Consider the following 15,068-nt stretch of genomic DNA (forward strand, 5'->3'; position numbering starts at 1 on the left):
GAATTTTTAGGTGATAAAAGAAGTATTGATAGTTAACGGGTTATGGTTAATAGTTCATTGCAGATAGTCGAAAGCCGATTACTATTAGCTATCAACTAAATACCATCAACTACCTTGCATAAATCAGCAAAAATCCGGTCGATCTCACCAATACCGTTCACTTTATCCAATTTGCCTTGCGCTTCGTAATAAGGTAAAACTAAAATGGTTTTGGTAAAATATTCTTCAATGCGTTTTACTAATTTATCAGCATTGTCATCCGGGCGGTTGGTGATTTTATGGCGTTCGGCAATACGGCGCGTCAGTTCTTCCTGCGTAACATCCAAAGCAATCACGGCGTCAATTTTTTCGTTTTTTGTGGCAAGCAATGCATCCAGTGCTTCTGCCTGCGGAACAGTCCGTGGGAAACCGTCAAAAATAAAACCTTTGGCTTGCGGGTTTTGCTTCACTTCTTCTTCCAGCATGGCGATGGTGATGTCATCGGTTACTAATTTTCCATCGGCCAAAATCTGACTGACCTGCTGGCCAAGAGGCGTTTGATTTTTAATATGTGCCCTAAAAATATCACCGGTAGAAACATGCACCAGTTGATAATGATTGATCAGGTTTTCGGATTGCGTACCTTTTCCGGCACCTGGAGGGCCAAACAATACTAAATTAAGCATGGGTTTTTCATTTAAAAAGCCTTCGCGGCAACAACCGGGAAGGCTTTTATAAAGTGCACTTGTAGGGATTCGAACCCCAAACCTTCTCATCCGTAGTGAGATGCTCTATCCAATTGAGCTACAAGTGCTTTTTGCAAACGGACTGCAAAAATAGAATATCTTTTTGATCCGTTATAATTTTTTTAAAATTACTTAACCAAAGCATCTATTGCGGCAAAATCCGGCAGGTCTTTGGCAGATTCCAATACTTCTGCGTAAATGATGTCCTGGTTTTCATCCAATACAAAAGCGGCTCTTTTAGATACACCTTTCAACCCAAAAACAAACTCTTGATACAAAGCACCGTAACTGGCGGAAACTTCTTTGTTAAAATCAGAAAGCAGCGGGAACTGATAATGCTGCTCTTCTTTAAACTTGGCCAAAGTAAACGGCGAATCAACAGAAATACCCAGAACTTGTGCGTTTACACCTTCGTAAAAGCTAAAATTATCACGCATGGTGCACAGTTGTGTGGTGCAGGTTTCGGTAAAAGCCATCGGAAAGAAATGGATAATCACTTTTTTACCGGCAAAATCTGACAAGGAAACCGATTTCAGATCCGAAGAAAACAAAGTAAACTGAGGGGCAGGCTGCCCTTTTTGAACCGTCATGATATTTAGTTTTAGAAAGGCCAAAATTACCACAATTTATTTTTAGCAAACAAGGGAACAGGCTTAACCCCAAATTTATGGCATAAAAGAAGCATTACTTTTTTGGGTCTGGTTGAGTTTGATCAAAGCTTGTTTCTGATGCTTCTTTTACCACCTAAAATTTGGTAATTTGCCAGCAACAGCGATTATAAAAACAAAATTTACAGGCATAAAAGAAGCATAGCATCCTTGCTGACAGGTATTTACACAGGCCTTAAAACAACAAAGCTGTTTTTTAATATTATCTGCAAAAAGCTTTGTATTTGTAATAATTTCTTTCTGTTTAGCATTGCAAATGTTGGGCATAAAACGTACTTTTGCAATCCAAAAAAAGCACTATTAAGCTTATATCAATAAAAATATATATGCCAAACGTTGGAAAAATAGTACAAATTATCGGTCCTGTAGTTGACGTAAGTTTTGCGGATGACGCGCACCTGCCAAAAATATTTGATGCGCTGGAAATTACTAAAGACAACGGACAAAAAGTTGTTTTAGAAGTTCAGCAGCATTTGGGGGAAGACCGGGTAAGGACAATTGCTATGGATTCTACCGATGGTTTGTTGCGCGGAATGCCGGTTAGCGATACCAACTCGCCAATCAAAATGCCTGTTGGCGATCAGATAAAAGGCCGCTTGTTCAATGTTGTGGGCGAGGCGATTGATGGGATAAACAAAATAGACAATTCACAGGGTTCACCGATCCATAAAGCACCGCCGCGTTTTGATGAGTTATCAACAGAAACGGAAGTTTTATTTACCGGGATCAAAGTAATCGATTTGCTGGCCCCTTATACCAAAGGCGGCAAAATTGGTTTGTTTGGTGGTGCCGGTGTTGGTAAAACCGTGTTGATCATGGAGTTAGTCAACAATATTGCCAAAGCTTACGCCGGTTTATCTGTTTTTGCCGGTGTTGGCGAGCGTACCCGCGAAGGAAATGATTTACTGCGCGAGTTTATCGAATCCGGCGTTATTAATTACGGTGATGCTTTTTTACACTCTATGGAAAAAGGCGATTGGGATTTGCCTTCCGTAGATAAAGAAAAACTGAAAGAATCTAAAGCAACCCTGGTTTTCGGGCAAATGAACGAGCCTCCGGGCGCGCGTGCACGTGTGGCCTTATCCGGTTTAACGGTTGCAGAATATTTTCGCGATGGTGATGGCGAAGGTCAGGGAAAAGATATTTTGTTCTTCGTAGATAACATTTTCCGATTTACACAAGCCGGTGCAGAATTATCCGCTTTGTTAGGCCGTATGCCATCTGCAGTAGGCTATCAACCAACGCTGGCCACAGAAATGGGCTTGATGCAGGAACGCATTACTTCTACCAAACGTGGTTCAATCACTTCTGTACAAGCAGTTTACGTACCTGCGGATGATTTGACGGATCCGGCTCCGGCAACTACTTTTGCCCACTTGGATGCCACAACTTCCCTATCCCGCAAAATTGCAGAATTAGGTATTTATCCGGCTGTGGACCCTTTGGATTCTACTTCCCGTATTTTAAGTGCTTCTGTTCTGGGCAATGAACATTATAATACTGCCCAACGTGTAAAAGAAACTTTGCAGCGTTACAAAGAATTGCAGGATATTATCGCCATTTTAGGTATGGACGAATTGTCTGAAGAAGATAAACTGACCGTTTCCCGCGCCCGCCGTGTGCAGCGTTTCCTATCTCAGCCTTTTCACGTGGCCGAACAATTTACCGGGCTAAAAGGAGTATTGGTTGATATTAAAGAAACCATCAAAGGCTTCAACATGATTATGGACGGTGAAGTGGACGAATATCCCGAAGGTGCTTTTAATTTGGTTGGAAGCATTGAAGAAGCTATCGAAAAAGGTAAAAAATTATTAGTTGAAGCAAATGACTAACCGGTTTGAGGTATGGGGTTAGAGCATTTTTGACCTTAAATCCTTCACCCCAAGTCCCTCATCTCAGAACTATATGACTTTAGAAATCATCACACCTGACAAAAAATTTTTTGAAGGAGAAATTGCATCAGTTATTGTTCCGGGCACGATTGGTTCGTTTGAAGTTTTGAACAATCACGCGCCTATTATTTCTACATTAGAACATGGCAAGATTGTAGTCCACACCGGTTCCAGTATTAAATCGCAAACTTTTTTTATCAAAGGTGGCGTGATTGAAGTGCTTGACAATAAAGTAATGCTATTGGCCGAAGGTGTGGAATCAATGGCAGAATAGATACTTCTTTTATCGATATAAAACCTGGCTTATTGCCGGGTTTTTTTTTGCCATTTTTTTAAACAGTTTTTTTCGCAAGTGATGAAATTTGGGCAGAAAAGTGATCGCTAACGTTATTTAGCAAAAATCTATACTAAATACCAGATTGAGTTTTGGTATAGTAGAACACAATTATAATTTTACATTTTAATAATTTTAAGAAATTAAATTTTTATTTCTACCTATTAAAAAGAATAAAATATTTTTTTATTTTATTAAAATTAGTATTGGTAAACATCAGGCAAGTATTTACCTTACAAATAGTCAATAAAGCAACAAAAGCAGTGATTATAGTTTACAACTGGCTTAATGGAAAATATAGAAATAACAGCGGGGATACTTAACAAATACAGCAAAACTTTTACCCAAGATCCAACGCAACCGGCGGCGCAGGCCATGCTTTACGGGATTGGGCTGACGGACGACGACATGCAAAAAGCGCAGGTTGGCGTGGCCAGCATGGGTTACGACGGCAATACCTGCAACATGCACCTGAACGACCTTGCCCAAATTGTAAAAGAAGGCATCTGGCAGGAAAATTTGGTTGGTTTGATTTTTAATACAATTGGCGTAAGCGATGGCATGAGCAACGGCACCGACGGAATGCGTTATTCCTTGGTAAGCCGTGATATTATCGCAGATTCCATCGAAGCCGTTTGCGGGGCACAATATTACGATGCGTTGATCGCTCTGCCTGGCTGCGACAAAAACATGCCGGGTTCGATCATGGCGATGGGAAGATTGAACCGTCCTGCTATTATGGTTTATGGCGGGACAATCAAACCCGGTCATTACAAAGGCGAAGATTTAAACATCATTTCTGCGTTTGAAGCGTTGGGAAAAAAGATTGCCGGACAAATAAACGATTTCGATTTTAAGGAAATTATTAAAAATGCCTGCCCGGGCGCCGGTGCCTGCGGTGGGATTTACACAGCCAACACGATGGCTGCGGCAATCGAAGCTTTGGGCATGAGTTTGCCTTATTCTTCTTCTAATCCGGCAATCAGTCCGGAAAAAGATGCCGAATGTTTGGCTGCTGGCAAAGCGATTAAGCTTTTGCTCGAAAAAGACATCAAGCCAAGCGACATCATGACGCGTAAAGCATTTGAAAATGCCATCGTGCTAATCATGGTTTTGGGCGGATCAACCAATGCCGTTTTACACTTGATCGCGATGGCCAAAAGTGTGGATGTACCATTAACTCAGGACGATTTTCAAACCATCAGCAATAAAATCCCGGTTTTGGCAGATATGAAACCGAGCGGAAAATACATGATGGAAGATTTGCATAAAGTTGGCGGCATACCTGCCGTGATGAAATATCTACTGAAAAAAGACTGGCTTAATGGCAATTGCTTAACCGTTACCGGAAAAACAATTGCAGAAAATTTGGCAGACGTGGCAGAAATCGATTTTGACACACAAAAAGTAATACTTCCGGCAGAAAACCCGATAAAAAAAACCGGCCATTTGCAGATTATTTATGGAAACCTGGCAGAAGGTGGCAGCGTGGCAAAAATTACCGGTAAAGAAGGCGAACGTTTTGAAGGGCCGGCACGCGTTTTTGATGGTGAGTTTGAACTGATCCACGGCATCCAAAGCGGTAAGGTTAAACCCGGCGACGTAGTAGTGATCAGAAACGTCGGGCCAAAAGGAGCTCCGGGCATGCCGGAAATGCTGAAACCCACTTCGGCCATTTTTGGTGCAGGTTTGGGAAGTAGCGTTGCCCTGATTACCGACGGCCGTTTTAGCGGCGGAACTCACGGTTTTGTAGTTGGCCACATTACTCCTGAAGCTTTCGATGGCGGAACAATTGCTTTGGTAAAAGATGAAGACCGGATTGAAATCGATGCCATCAGCAGGACAATAAAACTGATGGTGCCCGAGGAAGAGATTGCCAACCGCCGTTCAAAATGGCGGCAACCGGCTTTAAAAGCAACAAAAGGCATTTTATATAAATATGCCAAACAAGTATCTACCGCCGCCGAAGGTTGCGTAACCGATCAATGAAAATATACCGATAAAAGAAGCATTCATTTCAAAACAAAATACGATGGAAGTTGCCCAAGAAGAACTGTTGACCGCCCCGAAAAAAAAGGAAACCGTTGAGGTTTCCGGTTCTGTAGCATTATTGGAAGGCTTGATTGCCGAAGGTGTGGATACCATTTTTGGTTATCCGGGCGGCGCGATCATGCCGATTTACGATGCGCTTTACGATTATAAGGAAAAGCTGAACCATATTTTGGTGCGCCATGAACAAGGTGGAATCCATGCTGGCCAGGGTTATGCGCGCTCATCAGGGAAAGTGGGCGTTGTATTTGCAACGAGCGGCCCTGGCGCAACTAATTTAATTACGGGATTAGCTGATGCTCAGATAGATAGTACGCCATTGGTTTGTATCACCGGGCAGGTTTTTGCGCATTTGTTGGGAACGGACGCATTTCAGGAAACAGATGTGATCAACATTACCACACCGGTCACCAAATGGAATTATCAGGTTACGGAAGCAGACCAAATCCCGGAAGTGCTGGCAAAAGCTTTCCACATTGCACGCAGCGGTCGCCCTGGCCCGGTTTTGATTGATATCACCAAAAATGCACAAATCCAAAAGTTTGATTTTGAAGGTTATGTAAAGTGCAACCACATCCGTAGTTACCGCCCAAAACCAATTGTCCGGAATGAATATGCTGAACAGGCTGCCGCACTCATCAACCAGGCAAAAAAACCTTTTGTAATTTGGGGACAAGGTGTGATCTTGGGAAAAGCGGAAAAAGAATTTCAGGCTTTTATTGAGAAAACAAATATTCCTGCTGCCTGGACTATTTTGGGCGCAAGCGCCATTCCTACAGACCACGAATTAAATGTTGGGATGCTGGGCATGCACGGAAATTACGGCCCGAATGTGCTGACTAATGAATGTGATGTTTTGATTGCCATCGGGATGCGTTTTGATGACCGCGTGACCGGCCGGTTGGACAAGTATGCCAAACAAGCCAAGATCATCCATTTAGATATTGATCCGGCAGAGATCGACAAAAATGTACAAACTACCGTTCCCATTTGGGGCGATTGTAAGGAAACGCTTCCCTTATTAATGAATTTATGCCATCAAAAGAAGCATCCGGAATGGTTGCAGGAATTTAAAAACTATCAGCAGCAGGAAAACGATGTTGTAATTAACAATGAACTACATCCGCAAACTGGCGAACTCACGATGGGCGAAGTGATTAATCAGTTGAACGAACTGACTAACGGCGAAGCGATTATTGTTACAGATGTTGGTCAGCATCAAATGGTTGCGTGCCGGTATGCAAAATTTAACCAAACGCGCAGCAATATTACAAGCGGTGGTTTGGGCACGATGGGCTTTGCACTTCCGGCAGCAATTGGTGCCAAGTTTGGCGCGCAGGAACGCACGGTGGTTTCTGTGTCAGGAGATGGCGGTTTCCAGATGACGATACAGGAACTGGGGACAATCATGCAATGCGGCATTGATATCAAAATGCTTATTTTAAACAACCGCTTTCTTGGAATGGTGAGGCAGTGGCAAGACATGTTCAACGAAAAGCGTTATTCTTTTGTAGATATACAAAGCCCTGATTTTGTGTCGGTTGCAGCTGCTTACCAAATTGCCGGAAAATGTATTTCTGAAAGAGAAAACCTACAATCTGCTTTGAAAGAAATGCTGGAACACAAAGGTTCTTATTTGCTGGAAGTAATGGTAACGAAGGAAAACAATGTTTTCCCAATGGTGCCGCAAGGTTGCAGTGTGAGTGAGATCAGGCTGAAATAATCCACCTTAAAAACAGCAAAATGAGCATACAACATTTAAGTGACATCATCACCGGAAAGCAGGAATACAACATTACTGTTTACACGGAAAACCAGATCGGTTTGTTAAACCGGATCGCGATAATCTTTACGCGCCGAAAAATCAATATCGAAAGCCTGAACACATCGCCTTCGGAAATCGACAGTATCCATCGTTTTGACATCGTTATTACCGAAACGGAAGATGTGGTACGAAAACTGTCAAGGCAAATTGAGAAGCAGGTAGAGGTTTTGAAGGTATATTATCATACTAACGAAGAAATTATCTGGCAGGAAATGGCTTTGTACAAAGTTCCTACAGATACGATTGCCGAAAAGGTTTTGGTGGAACGTTTGCTGCGCGAACATGGTGCCCGCGCGGTGGTCATCCGAAAAGATTATACCGTTTTTGAAACGACCGGCCATCGTACCGAAACCGAAAACTTGTTGAATGCCTTACAGCCTTACGGTTTGATCGAATTTGTGCGGAGTGCACGCATTGCGATCATCAAAAGCAGCGAAGGTTTTAACCGGAAATTGCGTGAATTTGAACAATTGGAGCCTGGCCAGGAAGTGATTGAAAACGAGTTTTTAAGTAACCGGGACAAGATTTTTACGATGTAGAAGACGGCTTTTAGTGTTTAACAATCATCTCTTCAGCCCGACTAAATGCTTCTTTTTATCAGATAAAAAAAGGTGTGCTAAAAGAAGCATTGATGAAATAATATTCAGTTAGAAAAGTAAGATGAAAGCGCAAAGTGTGATTCCTATCCTCCGAATATTTGATGAAGCAAAAGCTAAAGAATTTTATGTGGACTGGCTGGGTTTCAAAATCGACTGGGAACATCGGTTTGAAGAAAACTTCCCACTTTATATGCAGGTTTCTGCGGAAGGAATACAACTTCATTTAAGTGAGCATCACGGAGACGGAACGCCCGGAACGCAATTACATATTTACTGTACGGGATTGAAAGAATTTCAGCAAAAATTAAATAACAAAAACTACAAATATGGCAAGCCCGGTTTGAAAGAAACATTTTACGATACCTGGAGCATGACCGTGCATGACCCATTTGGCAATCAGTTAATATTTGACGAACGGAAGATTTGAGGTTTGAGGTAAAATTGAAATTAACAGATACTGTTTTTATCGACCTAAAATTAGTGTGGTAAAAACAGCATAAATAGCATGACAGAAATCGAAATAAAACAACCAAAGGCTTATGCAGCTATTAGTTTAGCAACTGAGGAACAAGGTTTTACAATGCCATCTGAGTTGCAAACCTGTTCTCTACTTTGCACGTTGGCCGCATCGAAACCCAATGGAAAATTCTTGGAATTGGGGACAGGAACAGGGCTTTCGACCGCTTGGATTTTACAAGGAATGGATGCAAAATCTAAGTTGGTTTCTGTTGACAATGATGTAGATGTGCAGGCAATTGCACAAAGATATTTAGGCGAAGATGAAAGGTTGGATTTGATTTGCATAGATGCCGGCGACTGGATCAAAAACAACTCTCAACATAAATTCAATTATATTTTTGCAGATACTTGGGCGGGAAAGTATAATAACTTGGATGAAACTTTGGAGCTATTAGAAAGCGGAGGTTTTTACATAATTGATGATATGTTGCCTCAGCAAAACTGGCCTGAAGGACATGAAGAAAAAGCGTCGGACTTGATTAAATATTTAGAAAACCGATCAGACTTAAAACTAACAAAGCTTAATTGGGCTTCAGGAATTATAATTGCAGTAAAACTTAATATCAATCTATAAACCAAGCATCGATGTAACCAATAAAACCGGTGCAATCATAAACAACAAAAAAAATGGCAAAACTAAATTTCGGTGGAACTGAAGAAAATGTAGTAACCCGCGAAGAATTTCCTTTATCAAAAGCGCAGGATATTTTGAAAAACGAAACTGTGGCGGTAATTGGTTACGGCGTGCAAGGTCCGGGGCAGGCGTTAAATCAAAAAGACAACGGGATCAACGTAATTGTTGGTCAGCGTAAAAATTCAAAATCATGGGATAAAGCCGTTCGCGATGGTTTTGTGGAAGGCGAAACGCTTTTTGAGATTGAAGAAGCTTTAGAAAAAGGAACCATTATTTGCTACCTTTTAAGTGATGCAGCGCAAATTAAATTGTGGCCAACCGTTCAAAAACATTTAAAACCGGGCAAAGCTTTGTATTTCTCTCACGGTTTCGGGATTACGTTTAACGAACAAACCGGCATTATTCCGCCAAAAGATGTTGACGTGTTTTTAGTTGCGCCAAAGGGTTCTGGAACATCATTGCGTCGCATGTTTTTGCAGGGCCGCGGCTTAAATTCCAGCTACGCGATTTTCCAGGATGCAACCGGAAATGCGTTTAACCGGGTGATTGCTTTGGGAATTGCGGTTGGAAGCGGTTATCTGTTTGAAACCAACTTTAAAAAAGAAGTTTATAGCGATCTGACCGGCGAACGCGGAACTTTGATGGGTTGTATCCAGGGAATTTTTGCTGCACAATATGATGTTTTACGCAGCAAAGGCCACTCTCCTTCCGAAGCTTTTAACGAAACGGTGGAAGAACTAACGCAATCTTTAATGCCTTTGGTTGCAGAGAACGGCATGGATTGGATGTATGCCAATTGCTCTACAACGGCACAACGCGGCGCGCTGGATTGGTGGAAAAAATTTCGTGATGCAACCAAACCTGTTTTTGAAGAATTATATGAAAGCGTAGCAACAGGAAAAGAATCACAACGCTCGATCGATTCTAACAGCCAGCCGGATTACCGCGAAAAACTGGATGCTGAATTAGCCGAATTACGAGAAAGCGAAATCTGGCAGGCTGGCAAAACAGTAAGAAGCTTACGCCCTGAAAATCAGGAAGTGGAAGCATAAGAAGTTGCAAGTTTTAGGTCGATAAAAGAAGCAGTTCTTTAAAAGCCTCACCTAAATCCTCTCCAAAGGAGAGGACTTTCCTTAATGATGGAAATTAGACAATGGAAATAGAAAACAGCGATAGCTCAAACGCCTCCCTCCCTTTTGGGCCGGGCCGGGGTGGGGCTACATTATTTGATAAAATCTGGGATGCGCATGTGGTTAACCATTCCGAGGGGTTTCCGGATGTGTTGTATATCGATACGCATTTTATCCACGAAGTCACCAGTCCGCAAGCTTTTGATGGTTTGCGGGATCGTGGAATCCAGGTTTTTCGTACTAAACAAACTGTTGCCACAGCAGATCATAACGTGCCGACTTTGCATCAGGACCAGCCAATCCGCGAAGAACTTTCGCGCAAACAGGTTGATATGCTGACTAGAAATTGCGGGGAATTTGGCGTTGAATTGTACGGTTTAGGCCATCCTTACCAAGGAATTGTACATGTGATCGGGCCGGAATTGGGCATCACCGTTCCGGGAAAAACCATTGTTTGCGGCGATAGCCATACTTCAACGCATGGCGCGTTTGGCACCATTGCTTTTGGCATCGGTACATCACAAGTTGAGCAGGTTTTGGCCACGCAATGTTTGCTTCAATCCAAACCCAAACAAATGAAGATTGAAGTGAACGGAAAATTGCCGTTTGGCGTGGGCGCAAAAGATATTATCCTGTACATCATTTCTAAAATTTCGGCTGCTGGCGGCACCGGTTATTTTGTGGAATATGCGGGTGAAACCATCCGAAGTTTGAGTATGGAAGGCCGCATGACAATCTGCAACATGAGTATCGAAATGGGCGCGCGCGGCGGCATGATCGCACCAGACCAAACAACATTTGATTATGTAAAAGATAAAGAATTTGCACCAAAAGGCGAAGCCTGGGACAAAGCTTTGGCTTGGTGGAAAACTTTATCTTCCGATGAAGATGCTGTGTTTGACAAGGTTTTATCGTTCGATGCTGCAGATATCGAACCGATGATCACGTATGGGACCAATCCCGGAATGGGCATCGGCATCACCCAAAATATACCGGCAAAAGAAGCATTGGACGAACATGAGCAGTTCTCTTATCAGAAAGCACTGGATTACATGGCTTTGCAGGATAACATTGAAATCCTGGGCAAGCAGATTGATTATGTTTTTATCGGCAGTTGCACCAATTCGCGCATTGAAGATTTGCGCTTGGTGGCCGGGTTTGTAAAAGGACGCGAAAAAGCGCCGCATGTTACAGCTTGGATCGTTCCGGGATCAAAACAAGTGCAATTACAAGCGATTGCCGAAGGTTTGGACAAGGTTTTTGAATCCGCAGGATTTGTGCTGCGCGAACCGGGTTGCAGCGCATGTTTGGGCATGAACGAAGATAAAATTCCGGCAGGAAAATATTGTGTTTCTACTTCTAACCGGAATTTTGAAGGACGACAAGGTCCAAATGCGCGCACATTTTTAGCGAGTCCGTTAACGGCGGCGGCGGCGGCGGTTACGGGGAAGGTTACGGATGTGCGGGAACTACTTTCGGAATCAGAATTTATAGAATTTTAGAATTAACAGAATGATTGCTGACAAATTACAATCTATATGAATTCTGGATATTTTAAAATCCTGTAAATTCTAATCAAGACACTCTAAAATTCTGATCCATGATAGAAAAAGATGAGTTAACTTACAAAGTAATTGGTTGTGCGATGAAGGTTCACAATACTTTAGGTAACGGTTTTCAAGAAGTAATTTATCAAAGATGTTTGGCAATTGAATTAACAAAAGCAGGTGTTGGCTTTGCAAGAGAACAAGAACAAACAATATTTTACGAAGGAATAGATGTTGGAACAAGAAGAGCAGATTTTATAGTTGAAAATAGATTGATCGTAGAACTGAAAGCAGTTATTAATCTGGAAGATGTGCATTTGGCACAAGCAAAAAACTACACTGTAGCATACGATTATAAATTAGGTTTACTCATTAATTTTGGAAGCCAAAGTTTACAATATAAGTTAATCTACAATCCAAGAGATATCAAACTAAAATCAACTTAATTTAACTTGAACTTACATTCTGTAATTCTAAAATCCTATAAATTCTGATTCAGACAATGGCCACTAAAATTTTCAAACACATCCAATCAACCGTAGTGCCGCTACAAGTTGAGAATATTGATACCGATCAAATCATCCCGGCGCGATTTTTAAAAGCGACCACAAGGGAAGGCTTTGGGCAAAATTTGTTTTGCGACTGGCGCTTTGACATTGACGGCAAACCAAAACCAGATTTTATTTTGAATAATCCATTGTATTCGGGCAAAATCTTGGTTGCCGGTAAAAATTTCGGTTGCGGCAGCAGTCGTGAACATGCGGCCTGGGCAATTGCAGATTATGGTTTCGACGTAGTTGTGAGCAGTTTTTTTGCAGATATTTTTAAAGGGAATGCGCTGAACAACGGTTTGCTTCCTGTGCAGGTGAGCGATGTTTTTTTAGACAGGATTTTTGCTGAAGTTGTAAAAGATCGGCATACAGAAGTTGAAGTAGACTTGGAAAGCCAATACATAAAAATTTGCAGTACCGGCGAACAGGAAAACTTCGAGATCAATCCTTACAAAAAAGCCTGTTTGCTAAATGGTTATGATGATATCGATTATATTTTAAACAATAAAGATTGGATTGCAACTTATGAACGGAGCAAGCTGGTTTGATTGCTTTTGTCATTTCGACCAAAGAGAGAAATCTGTTTTGATGCAGTAAGATTGGATGCTTCTTTTATCATACAAAAATTGAAATAAGATTTCTCCTTTCAGTCAAAATGACAAAAGATAATAAGAACAAAAACAATGGCAACTAAACATATATTAATTATTCCTGGTGATGGCATTGGCCCGGAAGTTACAACTTGGGGCAAAGCCGTTTTGGAACAGATTGCCAATCAATACGGCCACAGTTTTACTTTTGATACGGCATTGATGGGCCATGCCGCGATAGAAGCAACGGGCAATCCATTACCAAACGAAACGTTGGAAAAAGCACGCAAAAGCGATGCAATTTTGTTCGGTGCCGTTGGTCATACCAAATACGACAACGATCCTTCATTAAAAGTAAGGCCGGAACAAGGTTTGCTGAAAATCCGCAAAGAATTGGGTTTGTATGCCAATTTACGGCCGATTTTATTGTTTGACGAGTTGCTGGACGCTTCCAGTTTAAAGCCGGAAATTTTAAAAGGAACGGATATTTTGTTCTTCCGGGAACTGACGGGCGATGTTTATTTCGGTGAGAAAAAAAGATCAGAAGACCGCAATACAGCTTCTGACCTGATGATTTATCATCGTTACGAAATCGAAAGAATTGCCCGCAAAGCTTACGAAGCAGCACGTTTGCGTCGCCATAAATTGTGTTCGGTCGATAAAGCAAACGTTTTGGAATCTTCCAGGCTTTGGCGCGAAGTTGTCCAGGAAATTGCGAAAGAATATCCTGATGTGGAAACGGAACACATGTTTGTGGATAACGCAGCAATGCAACTCGTTAAAAACCCAAAAAAATTTGATGTGGTTTTAACAGCCAATTTATTTGGAGATATTTTGACGGACGAAGCTTCGCAAATCGCCGGTTCTATGGGAATGCTGGCTTCAGCTTCTGTTGGTGATGGAACAGGTTTTTTTGAGCCGATCCATGGTTCTGCGCATGATATTGCCGGAAAAAACATTGCCAATCCGCTGGCCTCTATCCTATCGGTTGCGCTTATGCTGGAAATTGGTTTCGGCCTGAAAGAAGAAGCAAAAGCTGTAACCAAAGCTGTAGAACAAACCCTGAAAAACGGTTATCGCACTTCGGATATTGCCAATACAAAAGATGACGTTACCAAGGTTTTGGGAACGGAACAAATGGGACAAAAATTATTGGAACAACTGCAACAACCCGTCTCGATATGAAATGGAACGCTGAACTGTACGACCAGAAACACAACTTTGTTTATAAATACGGCGCGAACTTTCTGGAAACGCTGGAAGTAAAACCTGGAGAAAACATCCTGGATTTGGGCTGCGGTTCCGGCTTTTTGACGAATGAAATACGGGAAAAAGGCGCGATGGTTTTGGGTGTTGACAGCTCCGCAGAAATGATTGATCAGGCTAAAAGAAATTATCCGGAAACAGAATTTAAGGTAGCAGACGCGACCAATCTGGGCTTCGATGCTTCTTTTACCGCTGTTTTTTCTAATGCGGTTTTGCATTGGATCAAAGTCAAAGATCAGCCCAAAATGATCGATGCTGTTTTTAGGACATTAAAACCTGGCGGCCGTTTTGTTGCAGAAATGGGCGGCAAAGGAAACGTTGGGCTGATGATTTCTACGTTAAGAAATATTTTAGATCAATATGGATACAAGCAACAATCTGAAATGGATTATCTGTTTTTCCCTTCCGTTGGAGAATATGCGTCAATGCTGGAAAAAGCTGGTTTTCGGGTAATCTATGCAGCACATTTTGATCGGGAAACTTTGTTACAAGATCAGGCGGAAGGCGTAAAAAAATGGATCATGATGTTTGCTCCCGACTTTTTTACAGGCATAAAAGAAGCACAGCAACCCGAAATCCTACAAGAACTGACACAACAATTAGAACCGTATTATCAGCGCGATGGCGAGTGGTACGCAGATTATAAAAGATTAAGATTTATAGCGATAAAAGAAGTATGAGATGCCAGTTATCAGCTATCAGTTTGCATAGTTCCTGATTGCTGATAGCTGATTGCCAG

15 protein-coding genes and 1 tRNA gene are annotated in these 15,068 nt (G+C 41.9%); 13 read left to right on the forward strand and 3 right to left on the reverse strand.

Features of this window, described 5'->3' with window-relative positions; translation table 11 throughout:
• Nucleotides 1-95 precede the first annotated feature (95 nt).
• From ACOFKR_RS15700 to ACOFKR_RS15710, 3 genes are all read right to left on the reverse strand, one after another.
• Entirely contained in the window at nucleotides 96-665 is a 570-nt protein-coding gene (locus tag ACOFKR_RS15700) for an adenylate kinase (protein WP_419801744.1), read from the reverse strand.
• Nucleotides 666-719: 54 nt separating this feature from the next.
• Nucleotides 720-793: transfer RNA gene (locus tag ACOFKR_RS15705), tRNA-Arg, on the reverse strand.
• Between the two features lie 60 nt (nucleotides 794-853).
• Nucleotides 854-1,315, reverse strand: a complete 462-nt coding sequence (locus ACOFKR_RS15710; protein WP_419801745.1) for a redoxin domain-containing protein — start codon at nucleotides 1,313-1,315, stop codon at nucleotides 854-856.
• 404 nt (nucleotides 1,316-1,719) lie between these two features.
• Between ACOFKR_RS15710 and atpD the strand changes: the two genes are divergently transcribed.
• The 13 genes from atpD (at nucleotide 1,720) to ACOFKR_RS15775 (ending at nucleotide 15,009) form a co-directional block, all read left to right on the forward strand.
• Nucleotides 1,720-3,225 (forward strand): F0F1 ATP synthase subunit beta, encoded by a 1,506-nt coding sequence (gene atpD / locus ACOFKR_RS15715; RefSeq protein ID WP_419801746.1) that lies wholly within the window; start codon nucleotides 1,720-1,722, stop codon nucleotides 3,223-3,225.
• Between the two features lie 73 nt (nucleotides 3,226-3,298).
• Nucleotides 3,299-3,559: an ATP synthase F1 subunit epsilon gene (atpC, locus tag ACOFKR_RS15720; protein WP_419801747.1), complete on the forward strand. Its 261-nt coding sequence runs from the start codon at nucleotides 3,299-3,301 to the stop codon at nucleotides 3,557-3,559.
• A gap of 348 nt (nucleotides 3,560-3,907) precedes the next feature.
• The gene (gene ilvD / locus ACOFKR_RS15725; RefSeq protein WP_419801748.1) at nucleotides 3,908-5,608 is read left to right on the forward strand and encodes a dihydroxy-acid dehydratase; all 1,701 of its coding nucleotides are present in this window, start codon (nucleotides 3,908-3,910) and stop codon (nucleotides 5,606-5,608) included.
• Between the two features lie 43 nt (nucleotides 5,609-5,651).
• A complete protein-coding gene (gene ilvB, locus ACOFKR_RS15730; RefSeq protein WP_419801749.1) occupies nucleotides 5,652-7,391 on the forward strand; it encodes a biosynthetic-type acetolactate synthase large subunit in 1,740 nt (579 codons plus the stop codon).
• Between the two features lie 20 nt (nucleotides 7,392-7,411).
• Complete coding sequence (gene ilvN / locus ACOFKR_RS15735; RefSeq protein ID WP_419801750.1) at nucleotides 7,412-8,032, forward strand: acetolactate synthase small subunit; 621 nt, start codon at nucleotides 7,412-7,414, stop codon at nucleotides 8,030-8,032.
• Nucleotides 8,033-8,153: 121 nt separating this feature from the next.
• Nucleotides 8,154-8,519, forward strand: coding sequence for a glyoxalase superfamily protein (locus ACOFKR_RS15740; RefSeq protein ID WP_419801751.1), 366 nt, complete (start codon nucleotides 8,154-8,156; stop codon nucleotides 8,517-8,519).
• Between the two features lie 78 nt (nucleotides 8,520-8,597).
• Nucleotides 8,598-9,185, forward strand: coding sequence for an O-methyltransferase (locus ACOFKR_RS15745; RefSeq protein ID WP_419801752.1), 588 nt, complete (start codon nucleotides 8,598-8,600; stop codon nucleotides 9,183-9,185).
• Nucleotides 9,186-9,238: 53 nt separating this feature from the next.
• Nucleotides 9,239-10,297 (forward strand): ketol-acid reductoisomerase, encoded by a 1,059-nt coding sequence (gene ilvC / locus ACOFKR_RS15750; RefSeq protein WP_419801753.1) that lies wholly within the window; start codon nucleotides 9,239-9,241, stop codon nucleotides 10,295-10,297.
• A gap of 101 nt (nucleotides 10,298-10,398) precedes the next feature.
• Nucleotides 10,399-11,877: a 3-isopropylmalate dehydratase large subunit gene (leuC, locus tag ACOFKR_RS15755; RefSeq protein ID WP_419801754.1), complete on the forward strand. Its 1,479-nt coding sequence runs from the start codon at nucleotides 10,399-10,401 to the stop codon at nucleotides 11,875-11,877.
• 98 nt (nucleotides 11,878-11,975) lie between these two features.
• The gene (locus ACOFKR_RS15760) at nucleotides 11,976-12,368 is read left to right on the forward strand and encodes a GxxExxY protein (RefSeq protein WP_419801755.1); all 393 of its coding nucleotides are present in this window, start codon (nucleotides 11,976-11,978) and stop codon (nucleotides 12,366-12,368) included.
• Between the two features lie 56 nt (nucleotides 12,369-12,424).
• Entirely contained in the window at nucleotides 12,425-13,021 is a 597-nt protein-coding gene (leuD, locus tag ACOFKR_RS15765) for a 3-isopropylmalate dehydratase small subunit (RefSeq protein WP_419801756.1), read from the forward strand.
• Nucleotides 13,022-13,156: 135 nt separating this feature from the next.
• Nucleotides 13,157-14,248, forward strand: a complete 1,092-nt coding sequence (gene leuB, locus ACOFKR_RS15770) for a 3-isopropylmalate dehydrogenase (protein ID WP_419801757.1) — start codon at nucleotides 13,157-13,159, stop codon at nucleotides 14,246-14,248.
• Nucleotides 14,245-15,009: a class I SAM-dependent methyltransferase gene (locus ACOFKR_RS15775; RefSeq protein WP_419801758.1), complete on the forward strand. Its 765-nt coding sequence runs from the start codon at nucleotides 14,245-14,247 to the stop codon at nucleotides 15,007-15,009. The genes leuB and ACOFKR_RS15775 overlap by 4 nt, the downstream gene beginning before the upstream one ends.
• The last annotated feature ends 59 nt before the right edge of the window (nucleotides 15,010-15,068 follow it).

It is taken from the genome of Mucilaginibacter sp., assembly GCF_965201005.1.
GTDB lineage: Bacteria > Bacteroidota > Bacteroidia > Sphingobacteriales > Sphingobacteriaceae > Mucilaginibacter_A.